Origin of the sequence: Paenibacillus sp. CF095 (assembly GCF_900101225.1) — a bacterium.
Classification (GTDB): domain Bacteria; phylum Bacillota; class Bacilli; order Paenibacillales; family Paenibacillaceae; genus Paenibacillus.
In genome coordinates, this window is the sequence record NZ_FMZN01000002.1 from 62,007 (window position 1) to 79,257 (window position 17,251).

Annotated in this window: 17 protein-coding genes and 1 pseudogene; 12 read left to right on the top strand and 6 right to left on the bottom strand. The window is 47.0% G+C overall.

Annotated elements, in window-relative coordinates; genetic code table 11:
* Positions 1 to 87 precede the first annotated feature (87 nt).
* Complete coding sequence (gene yycI / locus BLS69_RS19655) at positions 88 to 831, top strand: two-component system regulatory protein YycI (RefSeq protein ID WP_091035270.1); 744 nt, start codon at positions 88 to 90, stop codon at positions 829 to 831.
* A gap of 6 nt (positions 832 to 837) precedes the next feature.
* Positions 838 to 1,644, top strand: a complete 807-nt coding sequence (locus tag BLS69_RS19660; RefSeq protein ID WP_091035273.1) for an MBL fold metallo-hydrolase — start codon at positions 838 to 840, stop codon at positions 1,642 to 1,644.
* On the opposite strand, the gene BLS69_RS19665 is transcribed toward BLS69_RS19660, so the two are convergent.
* On the bottom strand, positions 1,613 to 1,825 hold the full coding sequence (locus BLS69_RS19665; RefSeq protein WP_036611899.1) for a hypothetical protein: 213 nt from the start codon (positions 1,823 to 1,825) through the stop codon (positions 1,613 to 1,615). The genes BLS69_RS19660 and BLS69_RS19665 overlap by 32 nt on opposite strands.
* Positions 1,826 to 2,587: 762 nt before the next feature.
* On the opposite strand from BLS69_RS19665, the gene BLS69_RS19670 reads away from it, so the two are divergent.
* From BLS69_RS19670 to BLS69_RS19700, 7 genes are all read left to right on the top strand, one after another.
* Positions 2,588 to 3,865: a S1C family serine protease gene (locus BLS69_RS19670; protein ID WP_091035276.1), complete on the top strand. Its 1,278-nt coding sequence runs from the start codon at positions 2,588 to 2,590 to the stop codon at positions 3,863 to 3,865.
* A 299-nt stretch (positions 3,866 to 4,164) separates the two neighbouring features.
* Positions 4,165 to 4,686, top strand: a complete 522-nt coding sequence (locus tag BLS69_RS32620; RefSeq protein ID WP_256332361.1) for a hypothetical protein — start codon at positions 4,165 to 4,167, stop codon at positions 4,684 to 4,686.
* Positions 4,687 to 5,025: 339 nt separating this feature from the next.
* Positions 5,026 to 5,193, top strand: a complete 168-nt coding sequence (locus BLS69_RS19680) for a CxxH/CxxC protein (protein WP_017691462.1) — start codon at positions 5,026 to 5,028, stop codon at positions 5,191 to 5,193.
* Between the two features lie 501 nt (positions 5,194 to 5,694).
* The gene (rlmH, locus tag BLS69_RS19685; RefSeq protein WP_017691463.1) at positions 5,695 to 6,174 is read left to right on the top strand and encodes a 23S rRNA (pseudouridine(1915)-N(3))-methyltransferase RlmH; all 480 of its coding nucleotides are present in this window, start codon (positions 5,695 to 5,697) and stop codon (positions 6,172 to 6,174) included.
* 142 nt (positions 6,175 to 6,316) lie between these two features.
* Positions 6,317 to 7,333: an AraC family transcriptional regulator gene (locus BLS69_RS19690; protein WP_256332362.1), complete on the top strand. Its 1,017-nt coding sequence runs from the start codon at positions 6,317 to 6,319 to the stop codon at positions 7,331 to 7,333.
* Between the two features lie 181 nt (positions 7,334 to 7,514).
* On the top strand, positions 7,515 to 8,474 hold the full coding sequence (locus BLS69_RS19695; protein WP_091035278.1) for an SDR family oxidoreductase: 960 nt from the start codon (positions 7,515 to 7,517) through the stop codon (positions 8,472 to 8,474).
* Between the two features lie 195 nt (positions 8,475 to 8,669).
* Positions 8,670 to 9,296, top strand: a complete 627-nt coding sequence (locus BLS69_RS19700) for a DUF2306 domain-containing protein (RefSeq protein WP_091035280.1) — start codon at positions 8,670 to 8,672, stop codon at positions 9,294 to 9,296.
* Positions 9,297 to 9,425: 129 nt separating this feature from the next.
* Here the strand turns inward: BLS69_RS19700 and BLS69_RS32625 are convergent, their stop codons facing one another.
* On the bottom strand, positions 9,426 to 9,602 hold the full coding sequence (locus tag BLS69_RS32625; RefSeq protein ID WP_240768217.1) for a hypothetical protein: 177 nt from the start codon (positions 9,600 to 9,602) through the stop codon (positions 9,426 to 9,428).
* Positions 9,603 to 9,617: 15 nt separating this feature from the next.
* Positions 9,618 to 9,884, bottom strand: coding sequence for a CPBP family intramembrane glutamic endopeptidase (locus BLS69_RS32630; protein ID WP_256332363.1), 267 nt, complete (start codon positions 9,882 to 9,884; stop codon positions 9,618 to 9,620).
* 242 nt (positions 9,885 to 10,126) lie between these two features.
* Between BLS69_RS32630 and BLS69_RS32635 the strand changes: the two are divergent.
* Positions 10,127 to 10,315 (top strand): annotated as a pseudogene (locus BLS69_RS32635) (NADPH-dependent FMN reductase); the annotation flags it as partial.
* Positions 10,316 to 10,352: 37 nt separating this feature from the next.
* Here BLS69_RS32635 and BLS69_RS19715 read toward each other — a convergent pair.
* Positions 10,353 to 12,302: a DUF1565 domain-containing protein gene (locus BLS69_RS19715; RefSeq protein ID WP_091035284.1), complete on the bottom strand. Its 1,950-nt coding sequence runs from the start codon at positions 12,300 to 12,302 to the stop codon at positions 10,353 to 10,355.
* A gap of 274 nt (positions 12,303 to 12,576) precedes the next feature.
* Here BLS69_RS19715 and BLS69_RS19720 point away from each other — a divergent pair, with 274 nt between their 5' ends.
* Positions 12,577 to 13,662: a 5-methyltetrahydropteroyltriglutamate--homocysteine S-methyltransferase gene (locus BLS69_RS19720; RefSeq protein WP_091035287.1), complete on the top strand. Its 1,086-nt coding sequence runs from the start codon at positions 12,577 to 12,579 to the stop codon at positions 13,660 to 13,662.
* 28 nt (positions 13,663 to 13,690) lie between these two features.
* Positions 13,691 to 15,181, top strand: coding sequence for an aldehyde dehydrogenase family protein (locus BLS69_RS19725; RefSeq protein WP_091035290.1), 1,491 nt, complete (start codon positions 13,691 to 13,693; stop codon positions 15,179 to 15,181).
* Between the two features lie 160 nt (positions 15,182 to 15,341).
* Here the strand turns inward: BLS69_RS19725 and BLS69_RS19730 are convergent, their stop codons facing one another.
* Both BLS69_RS19730 and BLS69_RS19735 read right to left on the bottom strand, forming a co-directional pair.
* Entirely contained in the window at positions 15,342 to 15,794 is a 453-nt protein-coding gene (locus tag BLS69_RS19730; protein ID WP_091035293.1) for a HEAT repeat domain-containing protein, read from the bottom strand.
* A 91-nt stretch (positions 15,795 to 15,885) separates the two neighbouring features.
* Positions 15,886 to 16,851: a YndJ family transporter gene (locus tag BLS69_RS19735; RefSeq protein ID WP_091035296.1), complete on the bottom strand. Its 966-nt coding sequence runs from the start codon at positions 16,849 to 16,851 to the stop codon at positions 15,886 to 15,888.
* Positions 16,852 to 17,251: the final 400 nt, after the last annotated feature.

The following is a 17,251-nucleotide window of genomic DNA, read 5'->3' on the forward strand; positions in this document are numbered from 1 at the left end:
TTAGCGAGCAGGTTAACGTGGATAGAGATCAATTTTCCAAGAGTGTTTGAAAGTGTTTTAGCCAGTTAACTGAGGGAGGTGAATGTTTTGGATTGGGGACGGGCGAAAAATGTGTTGATCTATGCCTTTCTGCTGCTCAATCTGGTGCTGGGATACCAGATCTGGATGGATGCGCGAGAGACGGCCGGAGCCAATCTGGACTTCACCTCACTGGCAGATAATACACAGCAGGCGATGGAAGAGAAAGGCATTCAGGTGCTGGCTCCGATTCCGAATGAAACGCCGAAGCTGCCAAAGTTGTCCTATGAGTTCATTGAAGAGGACAAGGCTGGCGTTGATATGGAACTGGAACAGTCTGTAGATAGCAAGTTAATCTTCTCGCAGAGCGAGCTGGAAGATGCATTAGAGCGTGAGATTCCACAGATCGGGAAGTACCGGCTGGATCAGCTGATGGCCGAGGATGGGGCTTTTGTGCTTCACCCACTGGTGGATGGCAAATGGCCGCTCTTCAATGTGAGTCTGGAGCTATTCTACAGCGACCAGAAAATAACGGGTTACCGTCAAACTCCAGTGCGGATTACAACCGCAGAGGAGAGCGATCAGCAGGTGCTTCCGGCGTCGAAGGCGCTGGGAACACTGATCGAGAACTTTTTGCCAAATGATGCAATTGTCAAAGATATTCAGCTGGGCTATTACGGCCAGTTGTTCAATTCAGATATACAGGTAGCGATGCCGGCATGGCGGTTCGTGCTGGAAAGTGGCGAAGTGTTGTACGTGCAGGGCATCAGTGGGGATGTATTCAGTCCCAAGACAGACAAACCAGGGGAGTAATGCGTTATGGGGATATATTTTACCGTGTTATCCAGCGGTTCGACAGGTAATGCCACAGTCATACAGCATGGGGGTACCTCACTCATGATTGACGCGGGTCTTAGTGCGAAGCGATTGGATGCACTGTTTCAGGAAAGGGAGATTTCTGGGGCAGAACTGGACGGGATTCTGGTTACACATGAACATTCCGATCACATTAAAGGACTAGGCGCGATGTCTCGGAAATATAATTTACCAATCTACGCGAATCTGAATACGTGGGCGGCACTGGAGAAGTCGGTTGGGGCGATTCCAGAGGAAAACCGGAGGGTATTTGAGACAGGTGAAAAGCATGATTTTGGTTCACTGCGCGTGGAATCCTTCGGGATCTCGCATGATGCGGCTGAGCCGGTAGGTTATACGTTCGATGATGGTACGGAGAAGCTGTCTGTTGCAACGGATCTCGGGTACATGAGCGACAAGGTTCGCGATGCGATCGCAGATTCTGACGTACTGGTGCTGGAGGCGAATCATGATGTCGAATTGCTGCGTATGGGGCGTTATCCGTGGAACACCAAGCGCCGGATTTTGAGTGACATTGGGCATTTGTCGAACGAAGCAGCAGGGGCAGCGCTTAGTGAACTGATGAACGGACGCATCAAGCGCACGTATCTGGCACATCTTAGCCGAGATCATAATATGATGGACTTGGCGAAAATGTCGGTGCGCGACGCGATGGAGAGCCGTGGATGTTTTTATCGGGATCATGAGTTCAAACTCTGTGATACGTATTACGACCGTCCTACGCCATGGGATAGGGTGGGTGAGCCATAAAGCTGTCGAGTTCGGCGGCTTTGCGCTCGACTTCCTCGCGGGTTAGGATGCCTTTATCAATAAGCAGTTCGATGATGGTACTGAGTGCAAGCGTGTTGCGATAGTGTTCTTCTTTGAGATCGGCCAGCTTGGCCGCCATATGAACTTCATCCATGGCTGTGAGTGTACGTGTGCGATCCATATATATCCTCCTCTATGAAGCTTCGAATTGTCTTTTACTATTATTGTAGTCAGGCTTGATGGGAAACATTCCTCTTTTTGCCGCTAACATTTGTGTGATGAGACGTGTATGCTGAACCTGTGACTATGCAGGGGTGAAAAAGTTCTTCATATTTGCCGAAATGGCGCTTAGCGGACCGGATTTTGTGGTGATAGATACTATGGACCTTTATTGTTAAGCGCGTTATAGCGGAAATTTGCTTTAATTTTCGTAAATATGCAACTTTTTGTGATTTGACGTGTTTAGTATATGAGGAGCATTGTGATTTTGGCTGTTTTGCGTGTGAAATGGCATGTCATAGAATGCGAGAGCATGTTTGATAGAGTCACTGACAGAATGGCGTGTCCGTTCTGTTGTACATAGACGCTGTATCTTGATTTGATGCCGGGATGCGGCGATATGCAAGACCATTTTATAAAAATGCAAAAAAGCATGGGAAAACGAGAGGTTATTTACGGTACGCACGTAACGAAAGACACAGAACGAGGCTGGAGAAGCGAAGCGATCGCCTGAAAGCTTTCTGAAAGAAAGCTACTTCGGAAGCATATGCTATGAACAAATTTTACCTAGGAAAAAGAAACAAAAAAAATTTGTGAGTAACAGCGATCGGAAGCTCGGCTGTGGCTGGAGTGGGGTAGCGTAAGAACACCATCGTTGAACCATGCGACAACTTAGGCGGCAGTCAGGGTCTTGATGCGTGACAACGAAGGGGAGAGGATCACGATGGGATTGTTTGGAGACGATTTTTATTCAACCAAAGTATCAAGACGCGCCGAACCTGAACAGAAAGGCAAACTTCAGATCATCCGCCCTGGAGGCAGAGCACGTGGACGTGACCGCTGGAGCAATCCGCGCAGATCGCGTACGGGAATCAGTTCCACAGTGAAGGTAGCTGTGATTAGCTCGGTGATCAGCTCCATCGTGACCGTCATGCTGTTTAGCTTCATCACCCAGCCCGCTTCGTTACCGCTGGCTAATGCTACGGGTAACGGTGGTGGAGGCGGTGCACAGACAGCGCAGGCAGCTGATCCATACGATCGGATTATTCAGGCAGCAGCACACGTTCGTCCTTCCGTGGTGAGCATTGTGAACCATAAAACGGGTAGCAGTCTGTCGATGGAAGATTCGGCGCTGGGCTCAGGGGTCATTTTCAAGAAGGAAGATGGCAAGGCCTATATCATGACCAACCACCACGTCGTGGAGGGTGCGAGTGATCTGGAGATTGTGACCGTAGACGGGGAGACACACAAAGCGAAGCTGGTCGGTAAGGACCGTGTGAGCGACATTGCTGTACTATCCGCAGAAGATAAAGGGCTGGGTGCAGTCGCGGAGATCGGTGATTCCAGCAAACTTCAGCGCGGTCAAACGGTGCTGGCGATCGGGAACCCGCTCGGTCTGGGCGGTACGCTGACATCCGGTATTGTCAGTTACACGGATCGTATTCTACCTGTATCGATTAATCAGGACGGGGTGTACGACTGGGAGCAAAACGTGATCCAGACGGATGCGGCGATTAATGAAGGTAATAGCGGGGGTGCTTTGGTCGATCTGAACGGCAAAGTGGTCGGCATCAACACGATGAAGATCTCGGATACGGGCGTTGAAGGTCTCGGCTTTGCCATTCCGATGAACGAAGTGATGAAAACGGTAGATTCCCTGCTACTGAACGGCAAAGTATCTCGTCCATACCTGGGCGTGTACACGGTCGATCTGAGCAACCCATATGCACCACTGGATGACGAGCAGCGTAAGGATCTGAAGCTGCCATCTCACGTGGACAGCGGTGTGGTTGTGCTGGAAGCATCCGGTCCGGCATCTGATGCGGGCATGAAGCTGAATGATGTCATTACGGAATTTGATGGGCAAAAAATTACCTCCACGCTGGATCTGCGGAAGTATCTGTACGATCAGAAGAAGATTGGGGATACGATTGAAGTGACCTTCTACCGGGATGGCAAAGTGGAGAAAGTATCGGTGAAGCTGACTGATAAGCCGGAGTAAGGGAAGTTCAACGAGCGAGCCTATACTGTTGCGTGGATTGAAATAGGGAATGCTAGAAGAGTGATCAGATTAACTGACCACTCTTTTTTAGTTGTTATGGGTGGACGTGCTCGTTCGACAGTAAATGAGTAGATCAACCATTTTATATTCTCATGATCAGTTAGACCCGGAGCCAAAGGAGCAGATACATCAGACTAGGGCTGTGGTAAACTGTTGTCAATATGTTGGAGACGGTCGCTGATGCAATAACATCTGTTTGTCTATCACATTTTTATTTCAGAATGGAAGGGGTATTTATAATGAAACATTTGAAGAAAAAGATGCTTGGGGGAACGAGCTTGGCGCTGTCACTGTTTGTGCTGTCCGCCTGTGGATCTGAGGTAGCTACAACAGGAGCATCGGTGGATACAAGTGCTCTGCAAGAGAAGATTGCAGGGCTTGAGAAGAAACTGGTGGAGCAGGGAGCCAAGAGCGTTGAGCAGGAGCAAAAGATCGCAGCACTGGAGACCAAGTTGAATGAACTGAGTACAAATGTGATTGCAGGTGGGGCTGGTGGTCAAACACCTGTAGCATCGGGAAACAATGGATCGGCCGGGAAAGGCGATGGGGTCCTGATTACGTTTGCCCAGTATGAGAAGCTTGAGGTTGGCATGTCGGTTGAAGATGTCATCGAGATCCTTGGCGGCGAAGGTGAAGCGCTGAGTGAAGCGGAGAATATGGTGGTTTACAACTATAAAGGCACAGCCGGCAATGGTGCCAATGCGGTTATTGCTTTTCAAGGCGGGAAGCTGTTGACGAAGGCGCAGTCGGGATTGAATTAAAACGAGTGTGGATTAGAGACAATTCATGGAATGGAACAGGGCAATAAGTAACTCTGTATTCGTAATTTAGGCGCAGGAGCAAGATTCATTCGCTATGTGAAGTGATTGTTAATGTTACAGGAGCATTCTTTTCGTAGTACCGTAAAGGTATCGGGAAGGATGCTTTTTGTGTTCTTTTACGGCGAATGGAGAGGTTTGGTGGAGGTTGGGCACGATAAATTGGGGCTAGGGGTTTCTTTTCGGTGGCAGGTGTGATAGAACTGAGAAGTGGCTATCCTGTAATGGGATAAGCGGTTGTGAATCGGGAACATAGCTGGTTACAGAAAGGATGCTTAACGGATGTACGTTGTATGCAAAGAACACGTGGACATTGCCATCGACATGTTTGTCGATGAGTATGAGGACGCTCCAGATATCGTTGATCTGAAGGAGACGGAATTTGCCGATTGGGACCCGCCTGCGAAGTGCGCCGAGTGCGAGCAGCACGCGGAATTCCTCGTCGTTTAGCGTACTGTAGGACTTAGACGGCTGGAGGCGTGACTTAAGGTGGCGCTTCGGGCTGACTTTCCATCCGGTATGAACATCGCAGCAAGAAGCCAAGGAGAGCGTGATTAGCGCTCTTTTTGTCTTTGTGGGGGAATTGGTGGTGGTTGTTAGGCAGCGTGGCGTTGGCGAGGGTTGTGGGGGATGAAGGTGGAGTAGCTCTAACGAACCTGAGGAATCTTATTCGTGGCAAATACCGCCTGGTTGAAATCTAACGAATCGTAGACACGCTATATTACTGAAAAGACCTCGTAAGAGGTGGGGAACGCTTGTTTTAACTGGGATAGCGTGTTTCAGATTCGTTAGATTTTAAAGTAGCCGCAATGGGGCTGAATAAGGTGTGTGGAGTTCGTTAGAATTTGGAGAAATGTGTAGTGCAGGTGTACTACGGTTGGAACGAACGATGCGCTGAAGCATCTTACTTATAGAATATCTCGCAAGACAATTTAGGAGGAATGGATTTTCATGTTTATTCAGATTATTGGCGTAGGCAAATTGAAGGAAAAATATCTCACGCTGGGCATTCAGGAATATGCCAAGCGGCTCGCCCCGTACATCAAGTTTCAGATGATCGAGGTCGCAGACGAAAAGGCGCCCGATACCCTGAGCGAAGCTGAGGTTCGGGCGGTAAAAGAGCGCGAGGGCGAACGCATCCTCGCACATGTGAAGAGCGAGGCGCATGTTGTCGCGCTCGCATTGGATGGCCAGCTCTGGAGTTCCGAAGAGCTGGCATTGGAGATCGACAAGCTCGGCACGTATGGGACGAGCCATGTCGTGTTTGTCATCGGAGGAAGCCACGGGCTCTCCGATGAGGTGTTGCGCCGTGCGAAGCAGCGCTTGAGCTTCGGGCGCATGACCCTGCCGCATCAGCTTATGCGGCTGGTATTGGTGGAGCAGATTTATCGCGCGGTGAAGATAAATCGGGGGGAACCGTATCATAAGTAAAGCACATTGGGAGGCGATAGCGAGAAATGCTGTCCGCTTCGTGCTAGCAGGGAATCCCCTCGGACTTGCAGAAGGGTAGACTTGAGATATCCATGCTAATTTAACTTTAATGCTTAAGCTTTCTGGATGCGCCTGTGGTATCATGAACATGCCTATCATCCCGTTACATCTGAGGGGGAAGAAGTTGCTTGTGAACATGGACAATTACTATAAATATGAGGATGTATCTGTATTAGATGATGCCAATTCAGCGCTAGATAGTGAAGCAGCTCGGTTGGCAAGTTTGATTTACACGCATACTTCGCAGGATGGGACCTATGCTTCACCAATCCATGGTCTGTATGTGAACCGATATTCGCAAGTAGAAGCGGCGGATGATGTTCACACTATGTTCTCACCGGTAATCTGCATTGCAGCGCAAGGAAATAAGCGAATTACCGTAGGCAAGGATGCTTATGAGTATAGTGCTTCGCGAATGTATATTGCCCCCGTTGCCTTGCCTGTTGCGATGAAAATCATGCAGGCCAGCCCCCAAATACCGTTCTTGGGGATAGGTCTATACCTCGATCCGCAAAGGATTGCTTCGTTGCTGCCGATGGTATTTCCTAATGGTTTACCGGAGGTTCGCAATCGCAGTGCGTGCTACGTCATAGAAGCAGACTTGGCCATGATGAACGCCGCTGCAAGATTGATGGCTTGCCTGTCCTCTCCCGATGATGCTCAAATGCTGGCTCCATTGGTGAAAGACGAGATTTATATCCGCATCCTCCGTAGCCCAATCGGTGTTTATGTTGCCGAGACTGTTCTGGCGGAATCGGGCATGCAGCAGGTTGCAAAAGCGATTGATTGGCTCCAAAATAACTTTTCTCAGCCGTTGAAAGTAGCGGATTTGGCGGAGCTGGTCCATATGAGCGAATCGTCGTTTCGCGAGTATTTCAGATCGGCTACTGCGATGAGCCCTCTGCAATATCAAAAGGTGCTGCGCCTGCAAGAGGCGAGGCGTCTAATGTTATCCAGCTCCATTGACGCAACTACGGCGAGCCGGCGTGTAGGCTATTTGAGCGATTCCCAATTTAGCCGCGATTACAGCCGATTTTTTGGGTGTCCTCCAACTAGAGATATCACAAGGTGGCGTCAGGACCAGCAAAAGTTGAAGTGAAACGCACATGTAAACGGCTTTTCAAATTTCCGCGGGCATAGAGCCTAGCGGATTTTTCCTTTTTAAGCGGCGGAATCTGTTGAATCAGGCAAAAACTCCGACGGAAAAGGCAAAGACCGCAGTAGTCAATCCCCTATACTAAGAGTAAACATCCTATCGATAGGAAAGGGGATTTCTGAAAATGCGTGTATTGGTTACAGGGGCGACAGGCTTCATCGGAGGGGCGGTCGTTCGCGAACTGCTGGATGCCGGTCATCAAGTGGTTGGTCTTGCCCGTTCTGAAAAAGCCAGCAAACGGCTTACGGCACTGGGTGCCCAGATTCAAGTCGGTTCGATTGAGGATTTAGCAGGCTTGCGCAAAGTGGCTGCTGCAGTAGACGGGGTCATTCATTTGGCCTTCTTCCACAAGTTCTCGCATGCGGGCCTTCCAACTCGGCTTAGGGTTTTATTCGGCGGGACTCCTCGTCATGTAGTGATGCGATTTATGAAGGCTGCAATTGAGACCGATAGGCGAGCCATCGAGACACTTGGCACCTCCTTACCCGCCGGTGACCGGGCGCTTGTCGTCGCGATGCCTACGATGACGCTTACTCCCGGTCGTCTCGGAACGGAGGCCAGCGCTGGGGATCCTCAATCGCAAGGTGGATTACGCATCATTTCAGAACATACCACCCTAGACTTGGCGAATCGTGGGATACGTTCCTCGATTGTACGCCTCCCACCGATCGTACACGGTGAAGGCGATAAGACGGGCTTGTTCCCAAATCTGGTGAACATCGCTCGCAAGAAGGGGTTCTCCGCCTATACAGGCTCCGGTAACAACCGTTGGCCATCCGTGCATCTACTGGATGCGGCGCGCCTTTTTAGACTCGCCTTAGAACAAGCTCCGGCAGGGTCCCGGTTTCATGCAGTGAGCGAAGAGGGCATTCCATTTCAAGAGATCGCCACGGCTTTGGGCCTCCATTTGAACTTGCCGGTCCAAGGTATTGGGGTTGAAGAAGCAGGTAAACATTTCGGATGGCTTGCACCCTTCACGAAAACGGATAATCCGGCGTCCAGTGCGTTGACGCAGGAGCGTTTAGGATGGAAACCAGTACATCCTACCCTTTTAGATGATATTCGGAAGGGGTATTATTTCTAACTGTAAAGCTGGGAGGAAGCGAAGATCCGTTTGCACCAAAAGTACGGCAGGAAACTTGACCACGACAAGCGTTGAATTTGTATGTCCCTTTCTGGCCGATGCCTTAATCGAGAAGATCGGTATTGACTCTATAGCCACTATAGGGTTTAAAGGGACAACAGCTTCACGGTGCATCAACGGAGGAGGATAATTCTAATGGGAAATAAGATGATTCGGGCACTCGTTTTCATTCTTGCATTTTCGATTGCCGGATACGCAATTGTTCAGTATGGCGTGCTTAAAGCTAGTGATGCAGGACTTGTCTCTTTCAAATTGCAAAAGCCGAATTTTGAACTCAAACCATGGATATATGTACTATACATCCATATTGTTACCGCGATATTTGCCTTGATCATAGGACCCTTTCAACTATTTATGAAGCCAACGAATGATAGGAAACGTTGGCATCGCCTATTGGGGTATGGATATGTTCTTTCGATTACAGTTAGTGGGATCGTGAGTGTGTATTTATCCCTTTTTGCCACGGGAGGTTGGATTGCCGGGCTTGGGTTCATGTCGCTCGATGTATTGTGGGTTGCGACGACGCTTATTGCAACGAGAAAAATTATGGCGAAAGACATCCAAGCTCATAAAGCATGGATGCTTCGCAGTTATGCGCTTACTCTTGCAGCTGTTACGCTTCGAATCTGGTTAGCGCCGCTGAATCTTCTGCTTGGCGATTTCGAGGCGGGGTTTCGGGTTGTCGCTTGGGTTTGTTGGATTCCTAATCTGCTCGTCATAGAAGCCGTGATTTCCAGAATGAGGTTGCGGCCGCGGCAATGATTCACAACTGCCAGCTACAGAAGGAACGCTAAATGCGCTCCTTCTGTACAATGAGAATTAATCGAATCAGTTCATGAGCTGGACAATCTTTTCAAGCTCCAACTTTCCATCCAAATAGCGGGAAACAAATCATGGCCGTTTCTGTGCAGCACCGATCAGCATCGGAATGGCAATCACAATTCCCAGGATCACCGTAACAATAGAGCCCTCCAGGTCAAAATCTCCCCCCGTAAGCCATGCTGCGCTGTCAGCCTTCACCGTAAACAACCCGGCCGCAGGGAGTCCGGACACAGGAATGCCAAGCACACCTTCAAGTGCATTCTAAGCAAAATGCAGCCCCATGGCGAACCACATATTACGCCGCCACAAGAATGCAGCTCCGAGCAGAACCCCTGCTTCCAGGGTGATGGCAAGTGCGCTCCATAGTGTTGCTCCTGGATTGCCAAGATGGAAGGCTCCGAAGGTGAGCGAGGTTACCGCAAGTGCAATCCAGCTGACCCATAATTTCTGTATAGATTGAAGCATCAATCCACGAAACACCAGTTCCTCGATGATGGCTGCGCTCAGCGCAGTTTCAATGGACGTCATGAGAATAGAAACCGGATCTGCAGCAGCAGCCCATTGGAAGGAGTAGCCGCCGAGCAGAACAATAATAAGTGTAGAATATGGCTCCCGTGATTATGCCCCGGACAGCTTCCACCCCTGCATGCTGCCCGGATAGCTCTGGAATGGGCCGCCATGCCACGTATTTCATAATAAGCTTATAAAATAGGATGGCTGCTAAGCTCAACAGGAGTGTTAAGAATAAGGAACCGACCCCTTCTACTCGCTCGGTCAATTGGTTATCCCGAGTGAATCGAGTTATGATCGGGAAACCCTCATGGATCGTAGGATCTTCCATGGGGCTGCTGGGTTCGGTCAAAGCTCAAGGCCATCTTCGTGATATTCTGTTTTCTTCGGGTATTTCCTCGCCACCTTTGCCGGGAAATGAAGTATATATTGGCATAGTTCATGAAAAGTTTCACCTAAAATCATGACTGGACCCTCAATAATAAACTAAATTTCAAAATCAAGAGTACCCTGTTCGGTTAATTCAAAGGGACCAGGTGTAACATCTGCATCCGGTCTCTTTGTTCCGAAGAAATCAGAGTTAAAATGATATGGACTGCTGTCCGGCTCCTCAAACTTCATGTTGGCGTGATAAGTCTTTCCAAGCAGGTCCGTGGTAACTAACATTGCAGTGGTTCCCCGAAGCAATTCGGGATCATGTATCTGAATGTGCACCTTACCTTGCGCAGGATCAATCTCAACATTGATTCCCTTCTGTGCAACAATCTTCGCATCCGATTCGTGACGACTTGGAACCGCATCGTTAAGAAATGCATTGCCACCCATAGCCACCGGAAGAACGGCATTGCCTATAAAGAAATCCTTCGCCGCATCGCCAAGCTCAAGAAGCTCCTCTTTGGTGTATTCCCACCATTTCTTATCTTTCACATCAGGATGTTGATCGTAGCCTCCAAGTCCCACAGCATGCAGATAACAAATGGAGTTGTCCGGAACACCATCCATGACCGTCTTCCCGTCCTCTCCAACTTCATCCCTTGGTTTAAGGGGAAGATGCTCAAAGAAGGTAATAGGAACAGGTTCTTTATTCGCATCGTTATCACCCAAGAAGATATTGTTGTAGTACCTGTCATCGCCCCCAGTGATATTGGAGTATCCAGCCATGGCCGTCTCGTGCGGGAAGTGATATGGCGTAATACGGGTAATTTCGGAACGAACGACAAATCGGCCTGCAAATAAATTATGAGCAAAAGCCCCGCCCTGGGCCATATTTCTGAAATTCATCGGAGAGAGAAATAGATTATGATCGACCATATACGGACCATGGCAAACCTCAACGAAGAGGTCTTCCGAAAGATTGTCAAAAAATACATTACGGCTGATGCGAGTGCCCTGTGCCTGCCAGTCCAACCAAAGCGCACGATAACAGCTATAGATGATATTTTCGTTAATTTGAGTATCTAGTGCAGCATGCAGTTTGATCCCTGCTACTTCGGCACCATGTCTGAGTCGTTTGTGGTGAGTATTATATATACGGTTCTGATAAATGTGGCTGCCGATGTTATCTTTATGCCAGCCGGAGCGTAATGCTCGTAAAATAACCTCCTGCTCGCGTTGAGTACCACCTTTACTATGCTTCTCCAAAGACTTGGTGTGCCCTGTGCCGATTTCGGTACCCAGGCTAATACCAACGCATTTGGATTCACTGATGATATTGTTTTCAATAATCCAGCCCTTGCTCCAGTGAGGTCCAATCAAACCTTCCTGGTAGTCTGTAGGTGGCGCCCATTGGGGGGAGGCCTGACGAAGAGTAAAACCGCTTACGGTGATATAATTGAGTCCCGGCTTCTCAGGCCAGAAGCAATAAGGACGTACATTAATTTCTACATTTTCCTTACAAGGATCTTTTCCACCAAAGTTGGCCCAGATTTTGGTTGTTGTAGAACCAACCTCGGCATACCATTTTAACAATGAATCCTTGGGATACTTGGCTTCGGGCCAAACTTCAGGTTTGTGAACGCTTTCAACACTATTGCACTCATATAATGATTTGCCATCCAGATAGACATCGCCGAGATGAACCGGGAAAGGCCCGTCAAACAACCAGTCTCCAGTGAGCTCCACCTCAAAGGGATTACGAACGGAAAAGATAGAGTTGAGCACTTCTGTGCTCCAAACATGGTCTCCTTCAGACTTCCAGTTGGTAATCCGCTCAGCTCCTGTAATCACAACTTCCCCGTCTCCTGCGGATCGATATACGATTCGATGCTCCGCTGTTCCTCCATTCGCCGGGTTAACCCATTCCCTGTATACTCCCGCATGAACAATAACGGTATCACCAGCCATGGCATGAGCCGCAGCGCGTGATATGGTACGAAGGGGTTGATCTGCTGTTCCTTTTCCTTGATCATTCCCATGTTTGGATACATGATATTCCATAACAACTCTCCTTCTATTTTAAAATGTTTGTTGTATCCCGTTATTATACTAGAAAATAAATGTAATGGGAGAGATAGGAAGGCGGGTGTCAGGCTAAATTGATATTGATATGAGGTAAACCACGTCTAGTACCCTATGAGGTTGTGGTTTTTTTGCTTTTTGAGACTTTAGCTATTGTTAAAAGCTATGACTAGCCATGCTATTTTCATATAACAGGCATCCCTTTTGACCATGCTATACTCATTAGAATAAAAAGTTAGAAGGAGAAATACTTATGATACCATTTCGTAATGATCATGTAGGCAGCTTTCTACGCCCTGCAAACTTAAGTCAGGCACGTGAACAATATAAGTCAGGCAACATCACATATGAAGAATTAAGAGCTGTAGAAGATAAAGAGATTATTCGAATTATTGAAAAGCAAAAGGAAAATGGCGTATTGGCAGTTACGGATGGTGAATTCCGCAGAAGCTGGTGGCATTTTGATTTTCTGGGTGGCTTGGATGGCGTAGAGTTGTATGAGGAAATTGATGGACCGAAATTCCATAATATGCAAACGCGCAAGGGCGGGATTCGTGTTGTGGGTAAAGTTGATTTCTCGAGTCATCCCTTTGTTGAGGATTTTGAGTTTTTGAAAAAGCATGCAGGTGACGCAGTGGCGAAACAGACCATTCCAAGCCCCAACATGCTTCTATACCGTTTGGAAAATGGCGCCAATATCTATACGGACCGGGAGCAATTCCTTCAGGATACGATTGCGGCGTATCAAAAAGCCATTCAAGCTTTCTATGATGCGGGATGTCGATACCTGCAATTAGATGATACAGCTTGGGCAGACCTATTCTCAGAAGCTGGTCATGATAAGCTGCGCGCCAAAGGTCTGGAACCGGCGGAAGAGTTGAAAACGATGCAGCGAATGATTAACGAAACATTGGCTCATAAACCGGCAGATTTAGTTGTGACGATGCATATTTGTCGTGGTAACTATAAATCGAACTATTTCTCAACGGGTGGTTACGAGTACGCTTCTGAAGTTATCTTTGGTGGCTTAAACGTAGATGGATTATTCTTGGAATTTGATGATGAGCGCTCAGGTGGCTTCGAGCCTTTACAATATGTGAATCGAAAAGATTTGAAAATCGTGCTTGGTTTACTTACTTCGAAAACAGGCGAGTTAGAGGATAAAGAACAGATTAAAGCTCGGATTGCAGAGGCGGCAACCTATGTACCACTTGAGCAACTTTGTTTGAGCCCACAATGCGGCTTTTCTTCCACGGAAGAAGGCAATATTTTAACGGAAGAACAACAATGGCGTAAACTTCGTTATGTGAAGGAAATTGCAGAAGAAGTTTGGAATTAGCCCATTAGAATAACGGAGGGGATTCAAAATGACAATCGAAGCAGACCAAGAGACAATTATCGTTGAAGCATTCATTAATGGTCAGAATGTAAAATCCCTTTCGCAGTTAGCAAAAGAGAATCCGACAAACCCCGCTGAGATCGTAGGCTATTTCCCTGTCACTACGAAAGAACAAGCGGTTGAAGCGATTGAAGCAGCGGCAGGGGCTTTTAAAACATGGAAGCAGACCTCCATTGATGAACGCATTATTATGATGCGCAAGGCGATCGAGAAGATTAGAGCAGCTGAGAATGAAATTGTTCATTTGCTGTCCAGAGAGCATGGCAAGCCCCTGTATGATGCACACGGTGAAATTTATGTTTCGTTAATGTGGATGGAATTTGCTTGTAATGAAGCTAAATCGACTCTACAGGAAGAGATCAAAGAGCATGAGAATGGTAAAACGATTCTTTCCTATGATCCAATTGGTGTGGTGGCAGCGATTAGTCCATGGAACTATCCCATTGCTTTATCTACCATTAAGATTGCTCCTGCCTTACTTGCAGGCAACACGATTGTGCTTAAACCAAGCCCATTTGCACCACTGGCGGCAGCGAAGGTGGCAGAGATTATTGCGAGTGAGTTCCCGGCTGGTGTAATTAATGTCGTTCATGGTGATGCGGATGTGGGCGTTGAACTGACTAGTAATCCTCATGTCACAAAGATCGCCTTCACAGGTGGCACCGCGACCGCTAAGCATATTATCAAAGCAGCTTCGGAAACGATTAAAGATATGACGCTTGAGCTTGGTGGTAATGATGCGGCTATCTTCTTGGAAAGCTTTGATGTTCATGATGAGCGAGCCATGCGCCGGATTGTCATTTCTAATTTTTTGACAACAGGACAGATCTGTATGATCGCCAAACGTGTATATGTACACCGTTCTATTTATGATGAGTTTGTGGAAAAATATATAGAAGCGGCAAATCGCTGGATTCGAATTGGTGATCCATTTGATTCAAATACGACGGTAGGCCCGGTTAATAACCTGAAGCAGAAGAATTACGTGCTTGGTTTGGTTGAAGATGCGCAAAAGCGCGGGGCTAAGGTCATCCCTCTTGGGCAAATTCTGGATCAGAAGCTGTTTGACCAAGGTTACTACCTACAACCTACGCTTGTCTTAGGTTGCGATGTTCATGATCCGATTGTAGTGGAGGAACAGTTTGGTCCTACGGTTCCGATTCTTCCATTTGACGATGAAGAGCAGGTTATTCATCTACACAATGAAAGCATATATGGATTGACGAGTTCTGTGTGGGGGAAAGAAGAGGATGCCATCTCCGTCGCACGTCAACTCGAAGCTGGAACGACCATGATCAATACAGCTGCTGTTCAGGGTCTTGACGTTCGGTTCCCTTTCGGTGGCTTTAAGCAATCTGGTATTGGCCGTGAATACGGCGCCGAAGGGATCCGCACGTATACAGAAAAACATGTCATCAACGTTCCGAAGACACTGGATCTTCCTTATATACCTGAATAAATTTTATATCACATAACTTCGCATCGTACAGGGCATGTACATGTGAAATTAAATGTAGGTTCTAACTTTACTCTGGTGACAATCAAAATAATAAGAAATAAAGAAGCCACTCCATTTTTTGGAGTGGCTTTTTATTCAGCTATTATACGGTGAATGGCGGCTATCTTCTACCTAGTGTCTCCCAAATTCCATGGAGCCAGGCGTCGAACTCAGCATCTTTGTCGCCCTCGTAAGTATCATAGAGATCCAGACGTGTCTTTTGCAGTTTTTCCTTAAATTCCTCAAATGTGTGACCTTCAGGAAGGCTTTTTTTGATCCGCAGCAAAATTTTGTTAGTACCTTTAAACAGCTCGCCTTTGTTTTTGGCAGGCATTTGTACATCTTCATCCAACTGTTTCAGCTTGTGATATGCAGCTTCACGCACCTGGAACACTTGATCATTTTTCAAAACATGCTGAAGTAACTTAATGGTAGGGGCTGTATCCCAGTTTCCCAATTCGTTCACCGCATTCAGTCTGTCTCTCCAGCTTGACGTACGGTTAGCCGCTCGTTTGAGCTCTTCAAAGTTCTCCGGTAGTTCGTTCACTGCTCCAACTTCATGGTTGTTCGTCAAAATTCAATCTCCTTAATCATCGCCATCTCGGCAGAATGATGAATGTTATTTATGTGATCACTATTATAGCACGAACCTGACTAAACTACTCCTATGAAGCCGATTGGTTAGCCTTTTCCTTAACGAAGTCTACCATGAACACCCAACCAATTAGTCCACATAAGACAAAACCAAACGCATGCAGAGATCCATAAATGGGAATAAAATCGCGTATGGTTAATGAGTACATATTTTTCAGTAACGGATAGAAGATGGAAATGACAACCACCGTGTAAAAGGCTAGACAAGAAAGGCCTAAGAAGAAGGCTGCCTTAATATCCAAAGCATTTTTCCTCAAGTAAGCAAGGAGATAAGCTGTGTAAACCACAATATTGCAGGCGAACAAACCGACACCAATGTATTCAATCGGCTTGGAGAAAATCATACCAATAGCAATCAAGATGGGTCCGATGATATCGACGGCAACAACCCAGGGATACCAGCTTTTCTTCGTCATGATGCGTCCCAGTTCACCAATGAAAATTGGAACGATTGCAGATGAGAAATGAAAGTGAACCGAGCTTAACGCGTGCGTTGCAGGATTAGCTTGAAAGAGGTTCAAATGATATTGATATAAGGTAAACCAAATGCCCCCGATGAAAAAATAAACGAGCCCCGCACCAATTGCTATTTCCGCTGCTTTTCCTTTAGCGATCACAATAGTGGTCAAGCCATAGATGCCAAGCAGCAGTGTGAACAGTAGCCACCCAAGGGACAGAATTCCTGGCATTGCCGTACTTTCTAACCCCCACATTTTACTACTCATTACCGAAGCTAGAGTAAGAAGCGCAGCGGGAAATTGAAGCCACTTCATAGCGGCATACATCAATCGTTGATATGTATTCTTCGCGTCATGATCCAAAAGTAAAATCACAAGAGGCACAATAACGAAAGCCGCAAACAGTAGAAATTTTTCAACAAGTTCGAATGGAAAGTAATCCAGATAAAATATCAGAATGGTTATGATACCACCGGGAAATGCGGGTGATTTCATGAGTTGCTTCAAGGAACTATTCATGGGGCTTCCTTTCTAACCTACGTCTATCGTAAGATCTGCCTGCATTCAGTTATGTCGCGTTTAATTAGTATATAACGGCAATTCTCCTTCTAGTAGATTAACACAGTTATATGTAGATATATAAGAATAAATCCCCTCAATAACAAGACTTCATTCTTCAAATCCCAATAAAATTAATGCATTTTTTGTGATTCAACCAGGCAAGGGCAACTGTCATCACATTCTTGTTCAGTTTTTGTTTAGAGTTAATGATTATACTAAAATTCGCAACAAATCTGGAGACGGGAAGAAGGTAATAAATGTTGCTATAGTTCTTTTTGAACAGTGTAGGTTATAGACGAAGAAACACAAGAAGTTTGCTGTATTAGGGATCATTATATTTCAATTTTGTACGGAGGCA

Bases quoted from the DNA above. Each gene is read 5' to 3' on its own strand.
- BLS69_RS19660 (WP_091035273.1), top strand. From the start codon at position 838: ATGGGGATATATTTTACCGTGTTATCCAGCGGTTCGACAGGTAATGCC.
- BLS69_RS19665 (WP_036611899.1), bottom strand. From the start codon at position 1,825: ATGGATCGCACACGTACACTCACAGCCATGGATGAAGTTCATATGGCG.
- BLS69_RS19670 (WP_091035276.1), top strand. From the start codon at position 2,588: ATGGGATTGTTTGGAGACGATTTTTATTCAACCAAAGTATCAAGACGC.
- BLS69_RS32620 (WP_256332361.1), top strand. From the start codon at position 4,165: ATGAAACATTTGAAGAAAAAGATGCTTGGGGGAACGAGCTTGGCGCTG.
- BLS69_RS19680 (WP_017691462.1), top strand. From the start codon at position 5,026: ATGTACGTTGTATGCAAAGAACACGTGGACATTGCCATCGACATGTTT.
- rlmH (WP_017691463.1), top strand. From the start codon at position 5,695: ATGTTTATTCAGATTATTGGCGTAGGCAAATTGAAGGAAAAATATCTC.
- BLS69_RS19690 (WP_256332362.1), top strand. From the start codon at position 6,317: ATGAACATGCCTATCATCCCGTTACATCTGAGGGGGAAGAAGTTGCTT.
- BLS69_RS19695 (WP_091035278.1), top strand. From the start codon at position 7,515: ATGCGTGTATTGGTTACAGGGGCGACAGGCTTCATCGGAGGGGCGGTC.
- BLS69_RS19700 (WP_091035280.1), top strand. From the start codon at position 8,670: ATGGGAAATAAGATGATTCGGGCACTCGTTTTCATTCTTGCATTTTCG.
- BLS69_RS32630 (WP_256332363.1), bottom strand. From the start codon at position 9,884: ATGACGTCCATTGAAACTGCGCTGAGCGCAGCCATCATCGAGGAACTG.
- BLS69_RS19715 (WP_091035284.1), bottom strand. From the start codon at position 12,302: ATGGAATATCATGTATCCAAACATGGGAATGATCAAGGAAAAGGAACA.
- BLS69_RS19720 (WP_091035287.1), top strand. From the start codon at position 12,577: ATGATACCATTTCGTAATGATCATGTAGGCAGCTTTCTACGCCCTGCA.
- BLS69_RS19725 (WP_091035290.1), top strand. From the start codon at position 13,691: ATGACAATCGAAGCAGACCAAGAGACAATTATCGTTGAAGCATTCATT.
- BLS69_RS19735 (WP_091035296.1), bottom strand. From the start codon at position 16,851: ATGAATAGTTCCTTGAAGCAACTCATGAAATCACCCGCATTTCCCGGT.